Raw genomic sequence first — 24404 nt, 5'->3', positions numbered from 1 at the left:
GGTGATTGGACCGTACCGAACCCAGGCAACTTAACGAATGGTCAAGAAGTGACTGCAACGGCGAAAGACCCAGCAGGCAACGAAGCTACAGCGAAAGAAGAAGTTGACGGTGTAAATACAGTGAATATCGATCCGATTACTCAGAAAGATATTGATGATCCAAAAGATCCGATTACTGGTACAGGCGAGGTAGATGCAACTGTTACTGTAACATTCTCAGGTGGCATGACAGCAACAGTAACAGTGGCTAAAGATGGCACTTGGACAGTACCGAACCCTGGCAATTTGAAGGATGGTGATGTGGTTACTGTGGTATCTGTTGATAAAGCAGGAAACACAGCAAATGCGATTGAAAAAGTGGATGGTATTTCACCAATTGATATTGATCCGATTAATCTTAATATTCCAGGTCAAACAAATCCACCAATTACGGGTAAAGCTGAAGCAGACTCGAAAGTAACTGTAACGTTCCCTGATGGTACATCTGTGACAGTGACTGCTGGTAAAGATGGTAAATGGTCTGTGACGAACCCTGGTAATCTGAAAGATGGTGAGGTTGTTAAAGCCATCTCTGAAGATGTTGCTGGTAATCAGAATAGTACAACTGAAACTACAGATGGCCTTGGTCGACCAGCCATTACTCAAATCTTAGATAACGTTACTGGTGGTTTGGAAGGCAATATTCTGATTCCGCATAGTAATGATCCAAAGGATGAGTCAGAGGTTATACGTTGGGATCTTGGAAGTATCAATAAACCAATATATGCATCGAATGATTTAGCTCCAGTTTTTGTGGGTACTGGTGAACCTGGTGCAGTCCTAACGATCTTTAACTATTTGACTGGCTCAGCTATCGGTTCAACCGTTGTTGATGTGAATGGTAATTGGACATACTCGGATTATAAGGTTGTGATTGGGGGGGCTGATAAAGGTGCTTTAGACGCTTATTATGTTGAACAAACAGATAAGGTCGGGAATGTTCGAGCAAATACGGATGATCCTTCAAATCTTGAAGATCTTATTATTGTGAAATACGATAATAATATTATTGATGCAAGTACTTTCCGTGACTACAAAGCTGAATTTGAACAAAATTCTTTGCATTTCAACGTTGGTGAAGCTGCAGGTGTGGATCTGCGTGTCAAACTCGATACGGTCCGCTTCTATGGCACAACACCTGGTGCGACGACGAATGATAGTATTTATATTGTGGACATCAATGGTAAGCCAATTGAGGATGTGAAATGGACGATGGATGGGAATAAAGTCTCAGCGGAGATTCCTGCTTCCTTTAAAGGTTCATATACCTTGAATATACCAGCGGGTAGTTACCAAGATTATGCGGGTAATGCGAATTTAGCTTATCATGTTGAAAATACATTGCCGATCTTGAACCAAGCTTTCGATTATGTGGATGCGAAGGGCACTAATAATAGCTATACCATAGTTGATAATGGTGGTATCAGTCAGACAAATGAGGTGATATTGCAACTTGAACCTAAAGCCGGTTCAAAGGCAACCTATTATCTGAGAGTTGATGGTGTTGATGATCCAAATCCAATCACAGTTATAGCGGGTGATAGTTCATATATTAAGCTAAACTTAGCAGATGGTGCACATACCATTAGTTATGCAGTAACGTATGAAGGTCCAGATAGAGTAGCGGTGACATCAGGTTATTCGAAAGACTTTAATATCACTGTTGTACCACCAGCAGCAAATGTAGATAGCACCTATACGAGTACAGAGTTTGATGATCATTTTGATACAACAAATGGTGGTCAAGATACAGTGATTTATAAAATTCTGTCTGGTAGTGTTCATGAGTCAGATCCTGCGAATATGAACAATGGTCATGATACTTGGGTTGGTTTTGGTGTTGATGATGCGACAGGTGGTAAAGACACCATTAATATCATGCAAATGCTGTCTGAAAACAAAGGTGTCACTAATGCGACTATTGGTAACTTTATTTCGGTTAAACAGGTTGATAATACGACAGGTGGTAAAGATACGGTATTGTCTGTCGATCGTGATGGGGCTGCGGGTACGAAGTATAATTCTACTGAGTTCTTAACATTAAAAGATGTTGATATCACACTAGATCAGTTGTTGAAAAACAATCAGCTTTTCTTTTAATCACTAAAAAAATATATAAAGGAAGAGGATCTTAGGATCCTCTTTTTTTCGTAAGCATTATATTTTTAAACTTGTAAAACAGAATAAAAAAATAAGATAGATTTAAACGATGGATGATAAATAAAAAATCGTTATTACTGTATTTTAAGTTGTTCTTAGGTCAATTAAATTTATGATAAAGATACCTTGTAGTGTACTTTTTTCTTAAATTAAGAAGGTTTGAAGGAAGCGAGTTGAGTCACTTTATTGGTGATATTTGAGTATTAGGTTGGATTGAAATATAAAGAGCCCAATATAAGCATTAGGCTCTCATTAAAAATATTTATACTCTAGTGAATATTAAATCGTAAAATAAAAAATGTTCATTAATATAATTATTTGATTTTTGCCTTGATAGATCAGGAGGGTGTTCTTTACTTTAGCTTTAAATGTAAAATTGGAAAGGGATTACCTTCAGCATCTAACTCGGAACGAGCAATTTGTTGGAAACATCGAGTTTGATAAAAAGCTAAAGCGCCATAATTTTGCTCATTTACATCAACTTCCGTCATACCAAGTGATAAAGCGTGGTCTAATAAGGTTGAACCAATACCTTGTTTGAAATATTTAGGTTCAACGAAAAGCATTTCAATTTTTTCATATGCTAGACCCATAAAACCAACGATTTTTCCATCGAATTCTATATGATAGAGTTGCACGTGATCAAAATAATGGTGCTGAATAATCAGATCACGGATTTGAAAAATATGCTGTTCACTTAGGAATTGATGTGTTGCTCTGACAGCGGATTCCCATATTTTTAATAATTTTGGATGATCATCAGAATTTGTACTGAGAATCTGTGTGAAATCCGGTTTCATAAATGGTTCACTCAATTGTGAAAATAAACAAAAAATAAATAAAAAATAAATAAAAAGAATGCTCTATTTGGCTAATATGATAGGAAAGTAGGGGTGAAATCAATTTGAACGAATAACTTGCTAAGTCATTCGTTAAAAAATGTCATATTCTGACAAAAAAACTATATATCAGGCATTTTTTGTTAGTTTTACAATTGTTTGCGTGAATGATGCAAATTTGTATATACCGCAGGATAGGTGAAGCATTTATGTTAAAGGTCTGCTATGTTCTTGTTCTAAAAGTTAGTTGTAAAAATCTATTCGTACAGTATAAACAATAAATTATGTATGAATTGTTTGGTTGTATTTCAATCACTTAAATTTTGCTTCCGAATTGAAAATTGAAAGGATTGAATAAGTGTTAGAACAACGACAGTTGATGGTTAGATTATACGATGACATGTAATAAATGGTAATCTTTAAGATAATAGGCATTTGACAAAGAAAAATGAAAAGGCGTTTAAAGTAATCATGTCGAAAGATATTGAAGTGGAATCCATTGTGGAAAAGAGTGAAGTACAACAATCGCAAGAATTGGATGTGCATACAGGAAAATCTTTAACCTATATGTTGAAAACAGAAAACTGTTTGTCACATAGTTGGTATAGACCAAAATTTCAAGTACTCGCATCAAATCATCATAATGGTGAGCGTTTTTTAAATGAATTACGCCGCCCTGACGAGTTGAATCGTTGGAATTTATTGAAATGGCTTGGTACTCGAAAGTCTTCAACGTGGAATGTTAACTCTAAACAAGAAGCGACAGATTTCTATGCATCTAAACGGGCTTTGCCACAAAATCGCCCAAATGCTGAAGATCATGATTGGCAAATTTGGTTTGTTAGTCATGCCACGGTATTGTTGCAAATTGGTCGCTATAATTTTTTAACCGATCCTGTTTGGGCAGAATATGTGAGTCCCAAACAAGGGCGTGGTCCAAAACGTGTTATTCCTGCGGGAATCGCCTTAGAACAATTACCTGAAATTCATGCAGTTTTACTAAGTCATAACCATTATGACCATATGGATTTGGCTTCGCTTCGTTGGTTGAATAAAAAGTTCTCTATGCCTATTTATACAGGTTTAGGTAACCGTAATTATTTGCCTGAAGAGTTTCATGTGATTGAAATGGATTGGTGGCAAACCGCATTATTTAAAAATCTTAAAATTGTATATACACCTGCACAGCATGGTTCGGGACGCGGTTTACGTGATCAAAATATCGCACTTTGGGGTGGTTTTTCAGTGTTATCACCACATGGGCATTGTTTCTTCGCTGGTGATACAGGGTATTCGGCACATTTTAAAGAAATTCAAAAACGACTCGGTACACCTCGCATTGCATTATTACCCATTGGTGCGTATGAGCCTCGTGCTTTGATGAAATATATGCATATGAATCCTCAAGATGCATTTCAAGCACATTTAGATTTACAAGCCAAGCGATCATTGGCGATTCATTATCGGACTTTTCAGTTGACCGATGAAAGCAGAGAACAACCTGAACATGATTTACATCAAGCCATGACTCATTTTTCAAAAATGGCAAATCCATTTTATTGCCTAAGGGAAGGGCGAAAAATGGTAGTGTAGTTGGGATATTCAAAAGTCAAAAATGGGCGGCGAATGAAAATTTTATATCTTTAAAGTGATCGTAAATTCCTGTGCTTTAAAGATAATATTTAACCGTTATAAATTTAAGGGAAATATTTATTTTCGTACAAAATGAGAGCAAGTATGTGAATAGTTCTGTTTTTTAGAGTTTAGGGTTTTTTGCTTGAAGTAATTGGAATGCAATAATGGATAATGAAGCCATCGCCATATTCATTACAAAGGGGTTAAAAGCATTTTGAAAATAACGCATGTCAATGATTGCAATCAATAAGCTGAGTCCGAGCATCCTAAGTATATTCAAAAAATGCAGTATCTTACTTTGTTTAAAAACGAGAAAAAGCATTCCAAATATAATTTCGATATAGCCTGAAAATTGCATTAATATTAATGATATAAGCTCATCAAAGCCTTGTTGCTACCAAATGTATTGTTCATCTTGTGCTTTGTATAAAACTTTGGGAATCAATCCTTGATACACCCATAACACAGCCAAAGTAATGTGAATTGTCCATAAAATATTACGTAGTGATTTCTCCATTGATAAGCACCACCGACTCTAAAAAGTGTTGTTTATTTTCAGCAGAAGGCAATAAGCATTGATCGGTTGTACCAAATAATTGATAACGATTGAGAGTAATACGTAGATATAGAAAATCTCGTAATGGACGAGGCATCAAATATCCATCATGGTTGAGTAATGTTCAGTTGACATACCGTAGTGTTTTAAAATGGCTTCACCAAGTGGCGATTGTACAGATGCCAATTTGAATTTTTTATGCTGATCATGCTGAATGAGGAACTTTACCCAACCATTACAAATCACACAAATAGCATCAAATAAAATAATATCGTGTTGTTGTGTGATGCTATCAATATTATATCGCATGCTTTCTCTCTACGACAAAAACTTAATTTAGATTTGAGCATACGGAAATATTGATTATTAAAAGTACATATTTTCTCATTTTTATACTTCAAGATGAGTATCGGTTTTTCCGTAAAAGTAGATCACTATAAGCAATAAATTAAAATAAAGTGCCGGATTAAATATATTGATATACAGGTGTGACTTAACTTTATGAAAAATAAAAAGTCATTTATTTTTAATATTTTAAATTGAATAATCCGATTGTTTTTATTCGTTAATTTTGCTGTAGCTTTGTAGAGAAAGAGGGTATGTTAATAAAAGTAAAGCAGTAATCCTACACATTTTTTTGATCTTTTTTGACTTGTATATGGAGAATAAATATGGATAAGAATACGCCAGCTTCGGGTTGCCCATTTCATCAACAAGGTGGACAAACTAACGTAGCCAGCACCAACAATACAGATTGGTGGCCCAACGCCCTTAATCTCGATATCCTCTCTCAACACGATACAAAAACGAATCCACTTGATCCAAATTTCAATTATGCAGAAGCCTTTAATTCACTCGATTTAGAAGCAATTAAACAAGACCTTCGTGAACTTATTAACAGCAGTCAAGATTGGTGGCCATCCGATTATGGTAGCTATATTGGTATGTTTGTACGTACTGCTTGGCATTTGGCGGGCTCTTATCGTAAGCAAGATGGTCGTGGTGGTGCAAATACAGGTAATCAACGCTTCGCCCCACTAAACAGTTGGCCTGATAATGTTAATACCGATAAAGGTCGTCGACTACTTTGGCCAATCAAACGTAAGTATGGTAATAAAATTTCTTGGGGGGATTTAATTGTTTTGGCTGGAACGGTTGCGTATGAAGACGCAGGTTTAAAAACGTTTGGTTTCGGCGGTGGTCGTTTAGATATTTGGCATCCTGAAAAAGATATTTATTGGGGGGAAGAACGACAATGGCTTGCTCCTACAGAAAATCGTTATAAAGATGATAAAGATCGTTCTTCATTAGAAAATCCGCTTGCTGCAGTGCAAATGGGTTTAATTTATGTCAATCCTGAAGGTGTGGATGGTGTACAAGATCCACTACGTACCGCACAAGATATGCGTGTAACATTCGACCGTATGGGAATGGATGACGAAGAAACTGTAGCTTTGACCATTGGTGGTCATACGGTAGGTAAAGCGCACGGTAATGGTAAAGCAGAAAACTTAGGTGCAGATGTTGAAAGTGCAGATGTAGAGTTCCAAGGTTTAGGTTGGCATAACTCTGAAGGTACAGGCAATGCAGGCAATACCATGGTGAGTGGTTTAGAAGGTGCTTGGACAACGCATCCGACTAAATGGGACAATGAATTTTTATATCTACTATTTACGTATGAATGGGAAAAAACATTGAGTCCTGCGGGTGCAAAACAATGGGAACCGATCAACATTAAGGAAGAAGATAAACCTGTTGATGCACATAACCCCAATGTACGTCGTAATCCAATGATGACAGATGCCGATATGGCACTGAAAGTTGATCCTGAATACCGTAAAATTGCTGAAGATTTCTATAATAATCCTGATAAATTGGCTGATGTTTTTGCACGTGCATGGTTTAAATTGACGCACCGTGACATGGGGCCAAAGTCACGTTATTTGGGTGCAGATGTACCGAGTGAAGATTTGATCTGGCAAGACCCAATTCCAACAGTAGACTACACGTTGTCTGATGCTGAAGTGGCTGAATTAAAGGCTAAACTATTAAGTAGCGGTTTAACTTCGGCTGAATTGATTGCAACAGCATGGGACAGCGCACGGACTTTCCGTGGTTCGGACTACCGTGGTGGTGCAAATGGTGCACGTATTCGCCTTGCACCACAAAAAGATTGGGAAGGTAACGAACCTGTTCGTTTAGCCAAAGTGATTACGAAACTTGAAGAAATTCAAATAGGTCTTGCGAAAAAAGTCAGCATTGCAGATTTGATTGTTTTGGGTGGTTCAGCGGCAGTTGAGCAAGCAGCGAAAGCGGTAGGTGTAAATGCCAATGTCACGTTTATTGCGGGTCGTGGCGATGCAACTCAAGAACAAACCGATGTCTACTCATTTGAAGATTTCGAACCGAAAGCAGATGGTTTCCGTAACTTTGTTAAAGCAGACTATGTGGTTCAACCTGAGGAATTATTGTTAGACCGTGCGCAACTACTCGGTTTAACAGCACCTGAAATGACGGTTCTAATTGGCGGTTTACGCGTTCTAGGCGCAAATTATGGTGACTCGAAACATGGTGTATTGACTGACAATGTTGGCGTACTCAGCAATGATTTCTTCGTGAACTTAACAGACATGAAGTTTAATTGGAAACCAACAGGTAAGAACTCATACAACATTGTTGACCGTGCTTCAGGTGAAACTAAATTTACAGCTACACGTGTGGATTTAGTATTTGGTTCTAACTCAATTCTTCGCTCATATGCAGAAGTGTATGCACAAGATGACAATAAAGAAAAGTTTGTAAAAGACTTTATTGCTGCTTGGACAAAAGTGATGAACGCAGACCGCTTTGATGTGAAGTAATTGATTTAAATCTTAAAAAAACCGCCCTCGGGCGGTTTTTTGTTTTTTTAAATGTAAATTTTGCTTTGAAATTATTGATATTTTTATATATGTGAAATGTGGTAAATTTTTGGTGAGATACATAATTTAATCTAGACAAAAGTGTATAGGAAATACAAAAAATGAATGCATGGATGACCCATCAAATCAGCAACCAATTTGATGAACTGCAAAACTACAATTTGTTTACTACAGATCAGGTGCTACAAGAAATATTACAACGCTACGGTAGTCAAGATCAGAAAAAACTGACTGAGTTTGCACAGATTGTCGGTTCAACTGAATATTACCAATACGCAGATTTAGCCAATAAACACACACCAATTTTACATAATTTCGATGCACGAGGACGTCGTATAGATTTTGTAGAATTTCATCCTGCATGGCATAAATGGATGGGATTAAATCGACAATTTGACACCCATGCTTATCCATTTAACCATTCACAATCCACCTCAAAATGGGTCGATTGGGCAGCACGATTTTTTCTCAGTGGACAAGTTGAATGTGGCAATTTATGCCCAAATTCTATGACTTTAGGTAGTATTCCACTGATTCAAAATGAGCCTGAGTTGTGGGCAAAAATAGGCAAAAAGCTATTATCGACTGAATATGATGAACGTGACATTCCTATTGCTGAAAAGAAATCGATTTGGATGGGCATGGGGATGACTGAAAAGCAGGGCGGTTCAGATGTTCGTGCCAATGAAACGATGGCGATTCCTGTCGCTGAGTCAGGTCGGGGCAAAGCCTACTTACTCACAGGACATAAATGGTTTTTCTCTGCACCGATGTGTGATGCACATTTGGTGGTGGCGAAAACTGAACAAGATGGTTTGGCGTGTTTCTTTGTACCTCGTTGGTTGGAAGATGGCACCAAGAACAATATTCACATTCAACGCTTAAAAGAAAAAGTTGGAAATCGTAGTAACTCAAGCTCGGAAGTTGAATTTAAAGAGGCGTGGGGCATCATGATTGGTGAGGCAGGGCGTGGCATTCCGACCATTATTGAAATGGCGAATTATACTCGGCTCACTTGTTCAGTCGGTTCAAGTGCCATACTGCGTCAAGCATTGGTGCAATGTCTTGCTTATACTCGTCAGCGTAAAGCCTTTGGTAAATATTTGGCAGAACAGCCTTTGATGCAAGCAGTTTTGACCGATTTGGCTTTAGAAACAGAAGCTGCCATGCAACTCAGTTTCCACCTAGCACATTGCTATGAAAGTGATGATGCTTTGTCGCTTGCATGGAAGCGCATCATGACGCCTGCATCTAAGTTTTGGATTTGCAAACGTGCTGTTGAATTGACAGGGGAAATGATGGAAGTCTTTGGTGGCAATGGTTATGTCGATAATGGCATCATGGCTCGAATTTTTAAAGAAGCACCAGTCAATACCATTTGGGAAGGTTCGGGTAATGTGATGTGTCTTGATGTACTTCGGGCAATTGCACGAGATCGTGAGTCGATTGAAGTTCTATTTCAAGACTTGGCTCAAACGGCAAGTACAGATCAAACTTTGCAAAATGAACTACAAAATTTATTCAGGCTCTTCCAACAATCTCCCGATGATTTACAATTTATGGGACGGAGTTTAGTCAGTCGTTTAACTATTCTTGCGCAATCAGTTTTGCTGAAACGTTATGCCCCTGATTTTGTTGCCAATGCCTTTATTGCCACGCGTTATAGCGAATTTCATGGGCAAGTGGTGGGCATGATTGATGCCAAAGTTGTTAATGTTGAAAGTATTTTAGATCGGGCATTGGCTGTTTAAAAGATTAATGAAGCTCAAATTTTGGTTTGAGCTTTTTTTATTGCTCATTTGTATGAGTTAAGGATTGATCGGATAACCTAAAAAGGGCTTTAATTCTTTTAAGACAAACATACTTTGCATTTCTTTAATCCCCGGTAGACGACGAATAATAGACATAGAAAATTCTGCATAGGTATCTAAATCAGGCGATACGACTTGAAGTAAAAAATCGGCATCTCCACCAATACTATAACAAGCGACAACATGCTCTAAGGCGCTCACTTCCTCTTCAAATTTTTTAGCTTCTTTTTCACTATGGCTATCAATTGAAACACGAATAAAAACCATCACCCCTAAGCCAATTTTTTTCCGATCGAGTAATACACCATAACCTTTAATCACTTGAGTATTTTCGAGTTGTTTTACTCGACGCCAACAAGGTGATGCTGACATACCAATTTTTTCAGAAAGTTCTGCATTACTCATACGAGAATCATATTGTAGTAGCTTTAATATTTTTGCATCGGTCTTATCAATTTTTGAAAAAGTCATAAACGTTCCATTTTTTTGAAATTTATAGGTTATTTATACCTTTTTTTGAATAAAATTTGGAATAAATAGATCAGTTTTACCTGCTCATTTATCTAAAAATAGTCCTATTATTTTTAGATAAATCGTAACAAATGGAACATATTCATCAATTTCTAATTTACTTCATGACCTTATTCTTAGCTGCAATTCTTCCAGGTCCTGGTATGACAGGTTTAATGTTTAAGACACTGTCGCAAGGATATCGAGCAGGTGTGGTTATGCTTTCGGGGCTGATCACAGGCGATATTCTGTATTTAACTGTTTCTATTTTTTTATTGGGTTATTTAAATCAATTGAGTCCAAGTTTTGCTTTTTATTTGGTGATATTCTCTAGTCTTTATTTATTATATTTATCTTCTCAATTTTGGCGCTTTAAAGGGGATTTACTAGAAGTTCCCTTGGCATTCAATACAGACCAAGCAATCACAGCTTATAGAGATGGATTGTTGATTACATTGAGTAATCCAAAAACAATTTCATTCTATTTAGCATTAGTCCCTGCTATTTTTAGCTCAGTTTCAATTAAAGATAAAAGTATATTATTGACGATTGTAACGATACTGACTTTAATATTGGTCGGTGGACTTTATATTTTCTGTTCATTTCGGCTGAAACAAGTACTCAAAAATATAAAAGTGCAAAAAATTTTATTGAAAAGTCTTGCATTGATGATGAGCTTTTTAGCATTGAGTTTATTGTATAAAGAATTATTGATTTAGCTGTCTGATAGATGACATTTTACATTTGAAATTAACTTGTATTTTCTACAAAAAAGCCCATTATATGTTCAACGTCTTGAGGATGTTTGAACTGAAAAATGGTGAGTAAAATGGCAAAGAAAAAAGCTATAGCCGAAGTTGTAATTCATAACTTTGTGGCAAAACATATGTTTGATGTAAATAAAAGCCAAGTGTTTGTAGATCGAAAGAAAAATACAAAACGAGGTTATACAAAACATAAAAAAGGGAGATATTCGCAAGATTATCTCCCTTTTTTATACACGCTATTTTCTAATCATCGTTTGGCTTAAATTTATATTTTCCATATAAAAATTAAATATTTATCATTCGATTTGATTTTACCATATCTGCAAGACCGTGATGACGGAAGTAATATTCCATCCAACTTTTCACCATCAGTGGATTATTCATTTTGACCACTTCTTCAAGTAGTTTTTGGGCATCGGTCATCGGTACATGACAAATCGCTTTACGTACTCGTAGAATATTACTCGAACTCATTGATAGGGTATTGAAGCCCATCGCCATCAGTAAAATCGCAGACAGGGGATCACCCGCCATCTCACCACAGATACTAATTGGTTTATCATATTTATGACACTCTTCGACTAAGCGAGTTAAAGCACGTAATACCGAAGGATGGAAGTGCGAGTAAACACTCGAAACACGAGAGTTGTTACGGTCAACTGCCAACAAATATTGAATTAAATCGTTTGAACCGACAGAGAAAAAATCAACCAATTCGGCAAATTCACCAATTTGTAAAAGTACACTTGGTACTTCAACCATAATGCCAATTTTAGGCTTATTGATTTTGACCTGTTCTTCTTCTTGAACTGCCATCCAATCACGTTCAAGTAAGTAAAGTGCTTCTTCAACTTCACTGACGCTCGTGACCATTGGCAGCAAAATATGTAAATTATTCAGACCAATACTGGCTTTGAGCATGGCACGAATTTGTGAAGAAAAAATCTCAGGATGATCAAGTGTAAAGCGAATACCACGCCATCCAAGTGCTGAGTTTTCTTCTTCAATTTCAAAATAAGGTAAGTCTTTATCCGCACCAATATCGAGGGTACGCATAATCACAGGTTTGTTGGCAAAGTGGCTTAGCTGTTGACGGTAAATTGCTCGTTGTTCTTCTTCACCCGGAAAGCGATCACGAAGCATAAATGGAATTTCAGAACGATATAGCCCAACGCCTTTTGCACCACGTTGTACACCACGTACCACATCAATCATCAAGCCTGTGTTGACATAAAGTTTGACCTCAACGCCATCAGGGGTGATTGAATCTTTAGTTTCGTACTGCTTTAAATCTTTGGCAATTTGTTCTTCTTCTTTTTGAATTTCTTTGTAACGTGTGCGCAAACGACGAGGTGGATTAATGAATACTCGCCCTTGATAGGCATCGACAATCATTTCAACATCGTCAAGCGTATTGATCGGAAGTTCAGTTACACCAACAACGGTTGGAATACCAAGCGCACGTGCCACAATCACCATATGTGAGTTGGCGGCACCTTCAGAAGTAACAATTGCTGCTATTTTATCGACTGGAAGTTCAACCAATGCAGCAGTACTAATTTCTTCACCAATGAGAATACTTTCAGAGGTGATTTCTTTGTGGCTGGTATCACCTTCTTGTAATGCAGCAAGGATACGACGTCCCAGATCTTTTAAGTCAGAAACTCGTTCACGTAAATAGTCATCTTCCATTTGAGCAAAAAGGGCAACATGACGTTCAATTACATCTTTGACTGCACCTTGAGCCCAACTCCCATCACGGACGAGTTCTTTGATTTCCGCAGGTAAGCTATTTTCATCGAGCATACGTAAGAATACGCTAAAAAGCGCACGCTCTTCTGCCATGAGAGAGTCTTGCATTTTGTCATCGAGCGAACGAATTTCGACACGAACAGATTCAATCGCCTGATCGAGCAGAGCAAGTTCTTCGCTGATGTCATCTGCATCACGATCAGGTACTGCTGACAAATCTGCTTGTGGATAGAGAATGATGGCACGACCAAGTGCAATACCTCCCGCACCCGATGATCCCTGAAAGGTTTTATAGTTAGATGAATTGCTTGGCTTACGGAAAACATCAATATTACCCACAGCATGTGCATGTGCAATAACGCCTGAAAGCTGTGCGCATAGGGTGACAAGGAATGATTCAGCGGCTTCGCTAAAGTCTTGAGGTTCAGTGTTTTGGACGACGAGTACACCCATCACTTTGCGACGGTACATAACAGGTACGCCAAGAAATGAGTTATAGACCTCTTCGCCCGTTTCAGGAAAATAAGCAAAGCGTTCATGTTTGAATGCATTGTCTAAGTTGACAATTTCTTCACGTTGACCGACTAAGCCGACAAGCCCTTCACCGAGTTGAAGAGAAACATTACCAACCGATTCTGGATTTAACCCTTTGGTTGCCATAAGTACATAGCGTTGATTGCGTTCATCGAGTAAATAGATTGAACATACATCAACATGCATGGCTTGAGATACTTGATTGACCATAATTTCAAGGGATTCATGCAAACTGACAGACGAATTGATCTCTTGGACAATACGCCTTAACGTGTCAAGTTGCATGTTAGACATGAATGTATACTCCCTTAATATAGTCAATTATTTTATAAAAATATTATCGTGCTGTAGTTATAACAGCACTTTTTTGAAAAATCATTCACATTTTGGATGAGTTTTCGTACTCAGGCTTTGGGAGATGCATACACAGCTCCATCATGGCTTTACGATAAACATCTCGTTTAAAATTCACCACCTGACCCAATGGATACCAATAACTTACCCATTGCCATTGATCAAACTCTGGCGGATCAGACAAGTTCAACTGAATATTTTTCGTTGAAGCTGTGAGTTTTAATAAAAACCATTTTTGCTTTTGTCCAATACAAATCGGATCTGAATCAGACCGAATGTATCGAAGGGGCAAACGATAGTGTAACCAATCATCTGTCTGGGCTATGATTTGGACATGCTCAGGTAAGAGACCAATCTCTTCCCGCAGTTCTCTATACAGCGCTTGCTCAGGTGTTTCTCCAAATTGGATTCCACCTTGAGGAAATTGCCATGCATTGTGACCAATGCGTTTTGCCCATAAAACTTGTCCACTATCGTTTGCCAAAATGATCCCGACATTCGGTCGGAAACCTTCTGAATCGATCATTTGGCACCTAAAAATTAATAATATTTCTGACTTTGTATATGGGGACACTCACATTTTTATCCAACGCGACAAAGCCAAAGTAATAATGTTGTAAAATTGCTATGATCTTAACGAATTTCTTGCGTCATGCGGAAATAGATTTACAAAATTTTTCTTTATTTTCAGATTAAACAGGTATTTTCATGAAACTGGCGTTATTTGATCTAGACCACACCTTACTTAATACCGACTCTGACCATTCTTGGGGAGAGTTTTTGGTCAATGAAGGCTTGGTGGATGCGGTTCGACATCGTGCCATGAATGACAAGTTTTATGAGGATTACAAAGCAGGTCAACTGGATCCAATTGCTTATAATGAATTTGTTTTTGAGTTTTTGACTCAACATGACAATGAGTATTTAATAGAATTACATCAATTGTTTATGAAAAAAGTCATTCGTGCACAAATGCGTCCAGAAGGTTTTAAAGCCATTCAAGCGCATAAAGATGCAGGGCATCAGTTGGTGGGAATTACTGCAACTTCAGATTTTATTACTGCACCAATTTTCCGTGAATTTGGGATTACTGAAATTATTGCCACGAATGCTGAAATAAAAGATGGCAAGTACACTGGGAAAGTGATTAATGTGCCGTGTTATCAAAAAGGAAAATTGACGCGGTTAGATCAATGGCTTGAAGGTCGTGATGTAACAGAATCATGGGCATATTCAGATTCAATCAATGACCGTTTTCTATTGGAATATGCAGATCATGCCATTGCGGTTAATCCTGATGATCGTCTTGAAATACTTGCAAAAGAGCAAGGTTGGGATATTCAAGATTGGTCTATTTAATCAGGTTGCAATGAAATATTATTCAAATCGTTATTAAAAGAAGTGAAAAACAGAACATTCGTTCTGTTTTTTTATTTGAAAACAAGAATAAAATTTCGAGTACTTTTGTAAAATTTTATAAAAATTAATATTTTGTACTTCACATTAGGTTTAAAAATGCTATGTTGAATAAATAAATTTATAAACAGATGAGAGCAATAACAATGAGCCAAGTACGTCCACGTATGACTAATTTATTTGAACAATTGGGTTTAGATTCAAGCGAACAAGCCATTCAAAATTTTATTGAAAGTCATCAGTTAGATGCGCATACTTTAATTATTGATGCAGAATTTTGGACGGATGGACAACGTCAATTTTTAGCAGAAAAAATTAAATCTGATGGTGCTTGGGCAATTGTAGTTGACCAATTGAATGAAGCATTGCATGAAGATTCAGTGAAATAAAAATTAAATTTTAAATTAGTAGAACAACATTAAGTGTTGTTCTGCTTTTATTTAATGACAATAAATAACAAGAGGAATAATGAATGGATTTAGAAAAGCCTGTTATCCCGCCACCATTTTCAGAATCTGAGTCCGTTACGCATCAGTCAAAAAAAGATGAATTGTATGCTGCTTTTATCGGTAAGAAATATCAAAGTTATTATCAAGAAAAATTCCAAAATTTAGAAGCATTAAAACCCAAAAGGGGCTTCAATATCGCTGCCTTTTTTATTGGCCCAATTTGGTTATTCTATCGAAAAATGTATGCGTATGGCTTTATCTATATTGCATTCATGATTATATACGGCATTTTTGCCGATTTTGTAGAAATATCTGACTCTACTGATCGTGCAATTTCAATTGCTGTAGCTGTGACGTTGGGATTGAGTGGGAATGGATTATATAAAAATTTTGTAGATAAAAAATTAACAACATCCGTGAGGGGGATTGAAGAAGCTCAGGAACAAGGTGGTACAAATCCTGTACTTGCTTGGTCGCTATTTGTTTTGATTATTCTATTGCTTGGAGTTGGAATATTTTATGGTGGCTAAAAAATGATTCGAGCAATTCAATAGAACTGCTCGAGGTCACAGATTATTTCATCATTTCAATGAGCTCTTGAACGGCACGTGATTGAGTTCTTGAAGGATGCCATACCATGCCCAATTGACGGTTCATTTCTAGCGGAATATCGAGTTGTTTTAAATCTTGATTCAATAATGTTTTCGGAAGTACAGACCATCCTAAACCAATCGAAACCAGCATTCTGATCGACTCTAATGGATTGTTGCTCATCGTGATTTTTGGTTTTAAGCCTTGGCGTTCAAACTCAGTCAAGGTGATTTGTGTCGTATATGTTTGTGCTGCAGGCAATAAACTTGGATATTCAATTAAATCTTCAAGTTTTAAATTATTTTTTTGTGCTAAGGGATGAAACGGAGCAACTACAAAGATCAGTGGATCTTCCCAAATAGTAATATATTTTAAACGCTCGTCACCTTGAGGCGGTAAAGTTAAAAATGCCAACTCCAAATCACCAGCAAGGACTTGTTCATGTGCCTGTTCTGAATCGACAAAATGAACATCAAGTTTAACTTCAGGAAATTTTTGTACATATTTTTTCAAATGTGCAGGCAAATGATGTAGACCAATATGATGACTCGTTCCAATTTTTAATTTGCCCCGAACTTCGCCTTGTTCATGGCTTAGGGTATGGTGAATATCACCGAGCTCATTGAGCCAATTTTTGACTTTAGGCAAAAGTGAGTGTGCTGCATGGGTCGCTTGTACGCCACGACCTGCCGATTCAAAAAGCTTTACTCCGAAATAATCTTCGAGGCTATGAATACGTTTTGTCACTGCGGGTTGAGTAATAAATAGAAGATCTGCTGCCATCGAAATGGAGCCAGTTTCCATTACTCTTACAAATGCTTCGAAAGCTGCTAAGTTCATTGCTACCATCCATAAATATTTTTTATGCTAATTTTATTATTTAGAATTTTTAAGAATAAATCAAAGTAAAAATTTAAAAAACATACATTTTGTGAGTAAAAATTCAGGTTTATTGACTGTACAGAAGATATTTACAATTTTTTTAACTGTCATTTTGAGATTTAGGCTAACTTAATAAAACACTAAAAATAAAAAATGAGTTCACCTTTGCAAAGACAAAAAGCCTCATATCAGTTCAACTCGAATGCTCAATTTTTTCGTTATGGCTATCGAACAAATTGGCAAAATTTTGTAAAAATCGCAATGCTGAGTGCGATTCCTATCTTGTTGCTCAGTTATTTTTTTCCGTATTTGAGCTTCATTCTGGTGTATTGGTTTATTGCATTTTTAATTTGGGGGATATGGCGACTTAAGCGGATGAAAAAAATACAAAAGTTAGATCAATTTAACTTGCCAGATAATATTTGGATTGCATTTCGTCAAAAATATCCCCAGTTCCATGTGATCAATCAGCCTTTTGTGGAAGAATCATTTAAAGACTATTTGGCATTACATATTATTAAAAATCAGTCTTATGCAATGCCTTCACATGCAGTTGATGCATTGTGGCATTTACTTTTAGAACAGTTTCCTGAATTTTATATGCAAATGTGTCAGAACATACTTGGTTTTGAGTTGTTACATAAGCCACATCAAACAGCACCCAATCGAATGCAGAAAAACATCCAAAATCAACAACTTTTAAATACGTGGGTGGTGAGCTGTTCATTGTATCGACTCGATCAGCAGCAACCAAAAGATATACCACGTTTATTTTTAGCGGATCAAGTTTCGGCTTGGGAGAGAGGGATCACATTTAATATGGTAGTTATTACGACATTGTTTCAACACATTCATTCACAAGGACGTAGTACGATTTCATCTTGTTCATCGGCGACTTCATCATTTTCAGATATTTCAAATACAGCGTCATCCTCAACAACAGACTCTGATCAATCTCATCAAAGTGATTCAGATTCATCTTCACCGTGTAGCAGTTGCAGTAGTTGTGGAAGTAGTGATTAAAAATAATTTTTATTTATGAAGGTATTGGACTTTAAAGTATATTCTTGAAAAGTTTTTTTATTGAAGATTATTTAGTCAATATTGAAAAGCCATCCCTAATGGTAGGCGATGACGATTTTTATTTATGTGATTTCCATTTGATAATCCATAAAAATTAATGATTGATGGCATTTTTACGATCTTTGGCAATCCATACTTTTTCGTGAAAGAAAAATGCAACGGCTTGAACTGTGGGTTCAACTAGGCTTAAAGTCAGTGCCATCCAAAAATTACCTGTAATGATATATGCCACGAGCATTGCTACCGTGATGTGCATAATGTAATAGCTTAATGTTTTTTTGAAAATACGTTGATTGTTTTGAACAAAGTTTTGAATACGAGCCATAAGGATTATCATCTAATTTGGATTTATTTAAATAATAATCATTATCATCTATAAAGTAAAAAAGAATTTTTGATTGATAGTGATTGGTTTTGTAAATGCATTTTTTTAACTCTTCATTTATGATACTTAATAATTCCAAAAAGTTTTTAAATTAATAAAAATGATAAATTAGATTTATGTAAAAACGAGGCTATAATCAGTTTAATGAAAGAATTTACCCAGTCCAGTGGAGCATTTCGACATGGCAGGCGAAAACCAACAAGCAAAAAATCAAATACCAAAAACGCAAGTTCCAAAGACGTTGTATGACAAATTATGGGATGACCATCTAGTAAAACAACGAGATGATGGCTCTGCATTACTTTATATCGATCGTCATTTATTGCATGAAGTGACTTCTCCACAAGCTTTTGAAGGTTTACAACTTGCCAATCGTCAACCGTGGCGTTTAAGTGCAAATGTAGCAACACCAGACCATAACGTTCCAACCTCTAAAAAAGAGCGTGAACAAGGTATTGCGGGTATTGAAGATGATACTTCACGTATCCAAGTACAAACTTTGGATGACAACTGTGAAGCCTTTAATATTGTTGAATTTAAAATTAATGATATTCGTCAGGGTATTGCACACGTTGTTGGCCCTGAACAAGGTTTAACTTTACCAGGTATGACGGTTGTATGTGGCGATTCACATACTGCGACACATGGTGCATTTGGTTGCTTGGCACACGGTATTGGTACATCAGAAGTTGAACATGTATTGGCAACTCAATGCTTAGTTCAAAAGAAAATGAAGAATATGTTGGTTCGAGTTGACGGTAAGTTAGGTCAAGGCGTGACATCGAAAGACGTTGTATTGGCAATTATCGGAAAAATTGGCACGGCAGGCGGTACAGGTCATGCGATTGAATTTGGTGGTCAAGTATTCCGTGATATGTCAATTGAAGGTCGTATGACCGTATGTAATATGGCAATTGAGGGTGGTGCACGTGTTGGTATGGTCGCTGTCGATGACAAAACCATTGCCTATGTGAAAGATCGTCCTTATGCGCCAACAGGTACAGAGTGGGATGCCGCAGTTGGATATTGGAATACTTTGGTTTCTGATGAAGGTGCACATTTCGATACCGTTGTAGTATTACAAGGTGAAGAGATTGAACCCCAAGTATCTTGGGGAACTTCGCCTGAGATGGTGATTCCTGTAACTCAAGCGGTTCCGACTTTGGAACAAGCCAAAGATGACGTACAGCGCAATGATTGGACGCGTGCTTATAGCTATATGGGCTTAGAAGCAGGTCAAGCATTGGCTGATATTCAATTAGACCGCGTATTCATTGGTTCTTGCACCAACTCACGTATTGAAGATATCCGTGCTGCTGCGGAAGTTGCTCAAGGCAAAAAAGTGGCATCTACCATTAAACAAGCGATGGTGGTTCCGGGTTCTGGTTTAGTGAAAGCGCAAGCGGAAGCGGAAGGTTTAGACAAAATCTTAATCGAAGCAGGTTTTGAATGGCGTGAGCCAGGTTGTTCAATGTGTTTAGCAATGAACGCTGACAAATTACAACCGGGTGAGCATTGTGCATCGACATCAAACCGTAACTTTGAGGGCCGTCAGGGGAATGGTGGTCGTACGCATTTGGTGAGTCCTGCAATGGCGGCTGCGGCAGCAATCGCAGGTCACTTTGTTGATGTGAGAACCTTTTGAATAGACTACTCAATATGAAAATAGGATTTTTGTGTATCGCTTTATTGAGTTGTTCTACATGGGTAAATGCGAGTACATATTGTAATCCACGTTTTCAGTTTTGTGTTGATTACCCATCATCATTGAAAACTCAATATCCAGAATCTATTAATGGCGATGGACGAATTTTCAAATTGGTAGGTAGTAAAGCAGATATTCGGGCGTATGGAACACATGCGCCAGGCGTATTCTATGACTCAGATCAGCAATATTTAGCATCTTTAAAATCAGAGTATTCTAAAGAGAATTCCATTACTTATCAAAGAAAGAAGCAGAACAGTTATACCATCAGTGGATATACTTCTTCGGGTAACATTTTTTATGATCATATTGTCGTAAAAAATAGAGAGGCTATAGTCGTCCACTTTGATTATCCTGTATCAGAGAAAGACAAAATGAATGAGATGATTAAACAAATGTCATCTTCTCTGAGATTTAAATAACGAGATTGACCATGAAAAAATATACCGTTGAACAAGGTATCGTTGCACCATTAGACCGTGCCAATGTCGATACAGACTTGATCATTCCAAAACAGTTTTTGAAATCAATCAAACGTACAGGTTTTGGAGAAAATTTATTTGATGAATTACGTTATTTAGATGAAGGCTTTTTAGGGCAAGACAACTCAAAACGTCCCAAAAACCCAGATTTCGTATTGAATCAACCGCGTTATCAAGGTGCGACGATTCTTGTTACACGTGCAAACTTCGGTTGTGGTTCAAGCCGTGAGCATGCGCCGTGGGCATTGGAAGAATATGGGTTTCGCACTGTAATCGCACCAAGTTATGCAGACATTTTCTTCAATAACAGCTTTAAAAATGGCATGTTGCCTGTAATTTTGTCTGAAGAAATTGTCGATCAGTTAATTAAAGAATGTAATGCCAATGAAGCTTATCAGTTAACAATTGATCTTGAAGCGCAAGAAGTCCGTACTACAAATGGCGAAAGCTTCAAATTTGAAGTCGACCCATTTCGTAAGCATTGTTTGTTAAATGGTTTTGATGACATTGGTTTAACTTTACAAGTGTCAGATGACATTAAAGCCTATGAGGCGAAAACCAAGCAATCACGTCCTTGGGTCTTTACTGAAATCAAAGGTTAATTTTACATGGCTTGAATGCCGAACTCTTGCTAACATGACGTGCATAAGAAATCAATGTATGCACTCATTGAGTGAGGTTGGGCAGAAACAATGACCAAAAATTTAGCTTATAGTCTTTTGATGGTATTTGGCAGTAGTGTGCTAGGTGCGTGTCAAATGTTTGACGCTGTTAAAGGACACCCTGACAGTAAAAGTGATGTAAATCAGAATACTGTGCAGATTTACTGTAGTGGTGCTGAAAGCTGTCAGTTTGGTCGTTTGGATGATTTGATTGTTGTGAATGAAAAAACACAACGAATTAATTCAGATGCTGTAAAACGTGGCTGGGTGAAATATACGGAAAGTACTGAGTTAAAGAAGCAACTTTATTTGTACGTTCCAGCGAAGCAACATGAGTTAGTCATTCGCTTTTACCCAATATCACAGCAACATGCTGAAGTATTCCATGTGATCCATCGGTTTAAAGCCAATCAAAAATATACATTCAAAATGTACCGTGACCGTAAACAAAATAGCGGTAGTTTATTGAATGTGTCTGCGCCACCACCATTGTGCGTAGATTTGTTGCAAAACACTCGGGTTATTCGCCGTTTCTGTCGTCCTTATAATGTGGTGACGGGAGTGAGTGAATACATTGAACAAAAAATTTAAACTTCTTCAGTAAATTTGATACTGAAACCTCAAATGGAAACACTCATGTCAAAACAAATTTTAATTTTAGCGGGCGATGGAATTGGCCCTGAAATTGTTAAAGCAGCAGAACAAGTTTTAACGACTGTAAATGATAAATTCAACCTTGGATTGACATGGGAACAAGGTTTACTTGGTGGTGCGGCAATTGATGCACATGGCGAACCGTATCCTGCAGTAACTGCAGAACAGGCGAAAAAAGCCGATGCAATTTTATTGGGTGCAGTGGGTGGTCCAAAGTGGGATGCTATTGAACGTTCAATTCGTCCTGAACGTGGTTTATTGAAAATTCGTAGTGAATTGAATTTATTTGCAAACTTACGTCCTGCGATTCTGTATCCACAACTTGCCGATGCATCAAGCTTAAAACCTGAAATTGTTGCAGGTTTAGATATTCTGATTGTTCGTGAATTGACAGGTGGAATCTATTTTGGTCAACCTCGTGGTATCCGTGAATTAGAAAACGGTGAAAAACAGGGCTTTAACACTGACGTTTATTCAGAATCTGAAATCAAACGTATTGCAAAAGTTGCCTTTGATATGGCGAACTTACGTGGTGGTAAAGTGTGTTCAGTCGACAAAGCCAATGTCCTTGAAGTGACTGAGCTTTGGAAACAAACTGTGACGGCAATGAAAGAAGCAGAATATCCTGAAATCAATCTTTCACACATGTATGTTGATAATGCTGCAATGCAATTGGTGCGTGCGCCTAAACAGTTTGATGTGATCGTTACAGGTAACTTGTTCGGTGATATTTTGTCTGATGAGGCAGCAATGTTAACGGGTTCAATTGGTATGTTGCCATCTGCATCTTTAGATGAAAATGGTAAAGGGATGTATGAGCCATGTCATGGTTCAGCACCAGACATCGCAGGTCAAAACATTGCCAATCCATTAGCAACGATTCTTTCTGTTGCCATGATGCTGCGTTACACATTCCGTGAAGAAGCTGCTGCAAAAGCGATTGAAGATGCAGTAGGTAGCGTTTTAGATCAAGGTTTACGTACAGGCGATATCATGTCAGAAGGGATGAAAAAAGTCGGTACAATTGAAATGGGTCAAGCAGTTGTTGTAGCATTAAACTAAGTTCACCTGAAGCTTCAATTGAATAAAAAAACACAGCTTTGGCTGTGTTTTTTTATGGCGATATTTTGATATTTCGAATGTTTAAATCAACATGCTTTACCATAATAATCAATTGACTGAGCGATATTGTTCTTCAAATTGAAAATCACTTTGCAGTTGAAATTGACATCATACGTTGGTGAGCTTGAAGGATCATTGCGAATTACGGGAACGCCTGCTGCATTAACACCGACAGTTGGAGTGACAGTAACGGGAATGTTCACGGGACGAAGAATAATATAAGTCAGCGTTGAGTCTGTCAGTTGGGGTGTGGGGTTTGCTTGATATCCTAGAGATTTAAAATCAATTTGCTGTTGAATTTTTTGGCTATCTTGACCAATGAAGCTGTTGAGATATTTGTCCAATTGCATGTAATTTGTAGGCTGAGAAGTTTGGCAAGCCGTTAAAAGAGCCATACTACATAGCGAGGCTATTGATATTTTCCAATTCATACACCACCACCTTTTTCTAGAGCAAGTGAATACACAATAAACAACATAATAGAATATAAACTCTGCTTAAAATATAAATGTGATGAAAATTCTGATTATTGGTTATATTCAGTGATTTTTAAAAAATTGATCCTGATGTAGCGGGGTTACATCAAAGTACAGCAAATAAAAAAAGTGAGAATGAATGATGGAAACATTAATAAAAATGAACGCTCCCGTTCAGCGTCTAGGTCAGTCAATGTTACTCGGTGTATTCATGTTGATGGGTTCAAACATGGCATTTGCCGATAACTGCGAAAATGCACGGAATGCTTATGATGACATTTACTGTACAAATAAGATTTTTGCGAGTGCTGATGCTGAGCTGAATAAAAACTATAAATTATTACAAGGGAAATTAAATACATCACAAAAAAGTATTTTAAAAAAATCTCAATTGGCTTGGATTCGAGAGCGTGATGAGCAATGTTCAGATAACGAGGAACGTAGAGTATTTGTAAATTGTAATTTAGAGCAAACTCAAGAACGTAATGCGTGGTTAATAGAGCGCATTCGCGAGTGTAATACTGTGGGATGTAAGACCAATGTACTGCGCAACTAATACTTTAATTGATTTTATACAGGCGTAGAAAATCTAACGCTTAAATAGGCGCTAGGCGTAAAT

24 protein-coding genes and 2 pseudogenes are annotated in these 24404 nt (G+C 37.3%); 16 read left to right on the top strand and 10 right to left on the bottom strand.

Going from position 1 to position 24404, the window contains the following annotated elements; translation table 11 throughout:
* A partial coding sequence (locus tag ACK1JC_RS13385) for an Ig-like domain-containing protein (RefSeq protein ID WP_409512366.1) occupies positions 1-2139 on the top strand: 2139 nt, incomplete at its 5' end.
* Between the two features lie 413 nt (positions 2140-2552).
* Here the strand turns inward: ACK1JC_RS13385 and ACK1JC_RS13380 are convergent.
* Complete coding sequence (locus ACK1JC_RS13380) at positions 2553-2999, bottom strand: GNAT family N-acetyltransferase (RefSeq protein ID WP_409512365.1); 447 nt, start codon at positions 2997-2999, stop codon at positions 2553-2555.
* 606 nt (positions 3000-3605) lie between these two features.
* On the opposite strand from ACK1JC_RS13380, the gene ACK1JC_RS13375 reads away from it, so the two are divergent.
* Positions 3606-4631: an MBL fold metallo-hydrolase gene (locus ACK1JC_RS13375; RefSeq protein WP_409512372.1), complete on the top strand. Its 1026-nt coding sequence runs from the start codon at positions 3606-3608 to the stop codon at positions 4629-4631.
* A 163-nt stretch (positions 4632-4794) separates the two neighbouring features.
* Here ACK1JC_RS13375 and ACK1JC_RS13370 read toward each other — a convergent pair.
* The 3 genes and pseudogenes from ACK1JC_RS13370 to ACK1JC_RS13360 all read right to left on the bottom strand — a co-directional run.
* Positions 4795-5049: pseudogene (locus ACK1JC_RS13370) on the bottom strand (DoxX-like family protein); the annotation flags it as partial.
* A gap of 18 nt (positions 5050-5067) precedes the next feature.
* Positions 5068-5190: a hypothetical protein gene (locus tag ACK1JC_RS13365; RefSeq protein ID WP_409512364.1), complete on the bottom strand. Its 123-nt coding sequence runs from the start codon at positions 5188-5190 to the stop codon at positions 5068-5070.
* Positions 5171-5538 (bottom strand): annotated as a pseudogene (locus ACK1JC_RS13360) (thiol-disulfide oxidoreductase DCC family protein). The gene ACK1JC_RS13365 and the pseudogene ACK1JC_RS13360 overlap by 20 nt, the downstream one beginning before the upstream one ends.
* Before the next feature lie 362 nt (positions 5539-5900).
* On the opposite strand from ACK1JC_RS13360, the gene katG reads away from it, so the two are divergent.
* Both katG and ACK1JC_RS13350 read left to right on the top strand, forming a co-directional pair.
* On the top strand, positions 5901-8090 hold the full coding sequence (katG, locus tag ACK1JC_RS13355; RefSeq protein ID WP_409512363.1) for a catalase/peroxidase HPI: 2190 nt from the start codon (positions 5901-5903) through the stop codon (positions 8088-8090).
* A gap of 161 nt (positions 8091-8251) precedes the next feature.
* The gene (locus tag ACK1JC_RS13350) at positions 8252-9901 is read left to right on the top strand and encodes an acyl-CoA dehydrogenase family protein (protein WP_409512362.1); all 1650 of its coding nucleotides are present in this window, start codon (positions 8252-8254) and stop codon (positions 9899-9901) included.
* Between the two features lie 57 nt (positions 9902-9958).
* Here the strand turns inward: ACK1JC_RS13350 and ACK1JC_RS13345 are convergent, their stop codons facing one another.
* Positions 9959-10432, bottom strand: a complete 474-nt coding sequence (locus ACK1JC_RS13345) for an Lrp/AsnC family transcriptional regulator (protein WP_409512361.1) — start codon at positions 10430-10432, stop codon at positions 9959-9961.
* A gap of 164 nt (positions 10433-10596) precedes the next feature.
* Between ACK1JC_RS13345 and ACK1JC_RS13340 the strand changes: the two genes are divergently transcribed.
* Positions 10597-11190, top strand: a complete 594-nt coding sequence (locus ACK1JC_RS13340; protein WP_409512360.1) for a LysE family translocator — start codon at positions 10597-10599, stop codon at positions 11188-11190.
* A 110-nt stretch (positions 11191-11300) separates the two neighbouring features.
* Positions 11301-11501: a hypothetical protein gene (locus tag ACK1JC_RS13335; RefSeq protein WP_409512359.1), complete on the top strand. Its 201-nt coding sequence runs from the start codon at positions 11301-11303 to the stop codon at positions 11499-11501.
* Between the two features lie 22 nt (positions 11502-11523).
* Here ACK1JC_RS13335 and ptsP read toward each other — a convergent pair whose 3' ends face one another.
* Positions 11524-13818, bottom strand: a complete 2295-nt coding sequence (ptsP, locus tag ACK1JC_RS13330) for a phosphoenolpyruvate--protein phosphotransferase (RefSeq protein WP_409512358.1) — start codon at positions 13816-13818, stop codon at positions 11524-11526.
* A gap of 85 nt (positions 13819-13903) precedes the next feature.
* Complete coding sequence (locus ACK1JC_RS13325; RefSeq protein WP_409512357.1) at positions 13904-14404, bottom strand: RNA pyrophosphohydrolase; 501 nt, start codon at positions 14402-14404, stop codon at positions 13904-13906.
* 182 nt (positions 14405-14586) lie between these two features.
* Here ACK1JC_RS13325 and ACK1JC_RS13320 point away from each other — a divergent pair, with 182 nt between their 5' ends.
* The 3 genes from ACK1JC_RS13320 to ACK1JC_RS13310 all read left to right on the top strand — a co-directional run bounded on the left by ACK1JC_RS13320 (position 14587) and on the right by ACK1JC_RS13310 (position 16273).
* The gene (locus ACK1JC_RS13320) at positions 14587-15237 is read left to right on the top strand and encodes an HAD family hydrolase (RefSeq protein WP_409512356.1); all 651 of its coding nucleotides are present in this window, start codon (positions 14587-14589) and stop codon (positions 15235-15237) included.
* A gap of 203 nt (positions 15238-15440) precedes the next feature.
* Positions 15441-15683, top strand: a complete 243-nt coding sequence (locus ACK1JC_RS13315; protein ID WP_409512355.1) for a DUF2789 family protein — start codon at positions 15441-15443, stop codon at positions 15681-15683.
* Between the two features lie 83 nt (positions 15684-15766).
* Positions 15767-16273: a DUF2628 domain-containing protein gene (locus tag ACK1JC_RS13310; protein ID WP_409512354.1), complete on the top strand. Its 507-nt coding sequence runs from the start codon at positions 15767-15769 to the stop codon at positions 16271-16273.
* Positions 16274-16316: 43 nt separating this feature from the next.
* Here ACK1JC_RS13310 and ACK1JC_RS13305 read toward each other — a convergent pair whose 3' ends face one another.
* Entirely contained in the window at positions 16317-17174 is an 858-nt protein-coding gene (locus ACK1JC_RS13305; protein WP_409512353.1) for a LysR family transcriptional regulator, read from the bottom strand.
* Between the two features lie 195 nt (positions 17175-17369).
* On the opposite strand from ACK1JC_RS13305, the gene ACK1JC_RS13300 reads away from it, so the two are divergent.
* Positions 17370-18239 carry a hypothetical protein gene (locus tag ACK1JC_RS13300; RefSeq protein ID WP_409512352.1) on the top strand — a complete coding sequence of 290 codons (870 nt, stop codon included), beginning with the start codon at positions 17370-17372 and terminating at the stop codon, positions 18237-18239.
* A 154-nt stretch (positions 18240-18393) separates the two neighbouring features.
* On the opposite strand, the gene ACK1JC_RS13295 is transcribed toward ACK1JC_RS13300, so the two are convergent.
* Complete coding sequence (locus ACK1JC_RS13295; protein WP_409512371.1) at positions 18394-18630, bottom strand: DUF2061 domain-containing protein; 237 nt, start codon at positions 18628-18630, stop codon at positions 18394-18396.
* 235 nt (positions 18631-18865) lie between these two features.
* Here ACK1JC_RS13295 and leuC point away from each other — a divergent pair, with 235 nt between their 5' ends.
* The 5 genes from leuC to leuB all read left to right on the top strand — a co-directional run bounded on the left by leuC (position 18866) and on the right by leuB (position 23249).
* The gene (leuC, locus tag ACK1JC_RS13290; protein ID WP_409512351.1) at positions 18866-20329 is read left to right on the top strand and encodes a 3-isopropylmalate dehydratase large subunit; all 1464 of its coding nucleotides are present in this window, start codon (positions 18866-18868) and stop codon (positions 20327-20329) included.
* Positions 20330-20343: 14 nt separating this feature from the next.
* The gene (locus ACK1JC_RS13285; RefSeq protein WP_409512350.1) at positions 20344-20811 is read left to right on the top strand and encodes a hypothetical protein; all 468 of its coding nucleotides are present in this window, start codon (positions 20344-20346) and stop codon (positions 20809-20811) included.
* A gap of 11 nt (positions 20812-20822) precedes the next feature.
* Positions 20823-21473: a 3-isopropylmalate dehydratase small subunit gene (leuD, locus tag ACK1JC_RS13280; RefSeq protein WP_409512349.1), complete on the top strand. Its 651-nt coding sequence runs from the start codon at positions 20823-20825 to the stop codon at positions 21471-21473.
* Positions 21474-21563: 90 nt separating this feature from the next.
* Positions 21564-22124, top strand: coding sequence for a hypothetical protein (locus ACK1JC_RS13275; RefSeq protein ID WP_409512348.1), 561 nt, complete (start codon positions 21564-21566; stop codon positions 22122-22124).
* 45 nt (positions 22125-22169) lie between these two features.
* On the top strand, positions 22170-23249 hold the full coding sequence (gene leuB / locus ACK1JC_RS13270) for a 3-isopropylmalate dehydrogenase (RefSeq protein WP_409512347.1): 1080 nt from the start codon (positions 22170-22172) through the stop codon (positions 23247-23249).
* 86 nt (positions 23250-23335) lie between these two features.
* On the opposite strand, the gene ACK1JC_RS13265 is transcribed toward leuB, so the two are convergent.
* A complete protein-coding gene (locus tag ACK1JC_RS13265) occupies positions 23336-23740 on the bottom strand; it encodes a hypothetical protein (protein ID WP_409512346.1) in 405 nt (134 codons plus the stop codon).
* 238 nt (positions 23741-23978) lie between these two features.
* On the opposite strand from ACK1JC_RS13265, the gene ACK1JC_RS13260 reads away from it, so the two are divergent.
* Positions 23979-24341, top strand: coding sequence for a lysozyme inhibitor LprI family protein (locus tag ACK1JC_RS13260; RefSeq protein WP_409512370.1), 363 nt, complete (start codon positions 23979-23981; stop codon positions 24339-24341).
* Positions 24342-24404 lie beyond the last annotated feature (63 nt).

The sequence above is a fragment of the Acinetobacter sp. TY2 genome (assembly GCF_046269225.1).
Classification (GTDB): Bacteria; Pseudomonadota; Gammaproteobacteria; order Pseudomonadales; family Moraxellaceae; genus Acinetobacter.
The sequence above is the reverse complement of the archived record's forward strand: the minus strand, read 5'-3'. Positions and strand labels throughout refer to the sequence as shown.

Coding starts and splice junctions, on each gene's coding strand:
- ACK1JC_RS13300 (WP_409512352.1), top strand. CDS start 17,370: ATGAGTTCACCTTTGCAAAGACAAAAAGCCTCATATCAGTTCAACTCG.
- leuB (WP_409512347.1), top strand. CDS start 22,170: ATGTCAAAACAAATTTTAATTTTAGCGGGCGATGGAATTGGCCCTGAA.
- ACK1JC_RS13345 (WP_409512361.1), bottom strand. CDS start 10,432: ATGACTTTTTCAAAAATTGATAAGACCGATGCAAAAATATTAAAGCTA.
- ACK1JC_RS13315 (WP_409512355.1), top strand. CDS start 15,441: ATGAGCCAAGTACGTCCACGTATGACTAATTTATTTGAACAATTGGGT.
- leuC (WP_409512351.1), top strand. CDS start 18,866: ATGGCAGGCGAAAACCAACAAGCAAAAAATCAAATACCAAAAACGCAA.
- ACK1JC_RS13375 (WP_409512372.1), top strand. CDS start 3,606: ATGTTGAAAACAGAAAACTGTTTGTCACATAGTTGGTATAGACCAAAA.
- ACK1JC_RS13285 (WP_409512350.1), top strand. CDS start 20,344: ATGAAAATAGGATTTTTGTGTATCGCTTTATTGAGTTGTTCTACATGG.
- katG (WP_409512363.1), top strand. CDS start 5,901: ATGGATAAGAATACGCCAGCTTCGGGTTGCCCATTTCATCAACAAGGT.
- ACK1JC_RS13335 (WP_409512359.1), top strand. CDS start 11,301: ATGGCAAAGAAAAAAGCTATAGCCGAAGTTGTAATTCATAACTTTGTG.
- ACK1JC_RS13340 (WP_409512360.1), top strand. CDS start 10,597: ATGACCTTATTCTTAGCTGCAATTCTTCCAGGTCCTGGTATGACAGGT.
- ACK1JC_RS13350 (WP_409512362.1), top strand. CDS start 8,252: ATGAATGCATGGATGACCCATCAAATCAGCAACCAATTTGATGAACTG.
- ACK1JC_RS13265 (WP_409512346.1), bottom strand. CDS start 23,740: ATGAATTGGAAAATATCAATAGCCTCGCTATGTAGTATGGCTCTTTTA.
- ACK1JC_RS13260 (WP_409512370.1), top strand. CDS start 23,979: ATGTTACTCGGTGTATTCATGTTGATGGGTTCAAACATGGCATTTGCC.
- ACK1JC_RS13380 (WP_409512365.1), bottom strand. CDS start 2,999: ATGAAACCGGATTTCACACAGATTCTCAGTACAAATTCTGATGATCAT.
- ACK1JC_RS13320 (WP_409512356.1), top strand. CDS start 14,587: ATGAAACTGGCGTTATTTGATCTAGACCACACCTTACTTAATACCGAC.
- leuD (WP_409512349.1), top strand. CDS start 20,823: ATGAAAAAATATACCGTTGAACAAGGTATCGTTGCACCATTAGACCGT.
- ACK1JC_RS13305 (WP_409512353.1), bottom strand. CDS start 17,174: ATGAACTTAGCAGCTTTCGAAGCATTTGTAAGAGTAATGGAAACTGGC.
- ACK1JC_RS13310 (WP_409512354.1), top strand. CDS start 15,767: ATGGATTTAGAAAAGCCTGTTATCCCGCCACCATTTTCAGAATCTGAG.
- ptsP (WP_409512358.1), bottom strand. CDS start 13,818: ATGTCTAACATGCAACTTGACACGTTAAGGCGTATTGTCCAAGAGATC.
- ACK1JC_RS13325 (WP_409512357.1), bottom strand. CDS start 14,404: ATGATCGATTCAGAAGGTTTCCGACCGAATGTCGGGATCATTTTGGCA.
- ACK1JC_RS13275 (WP_409512348.1), top strand. CDS start 21,564: ATGACCAAAAATTTAGCTTATAGTCTTTTGATGGTATTTGGCAGTAGT.
- ACK1JC_RS13365 (WP_409512364.1), bottom strand. CDS start 5,190: ATGGAGAAATCACTACGTAATATTTTATGGACAATTCACATTACTTTG.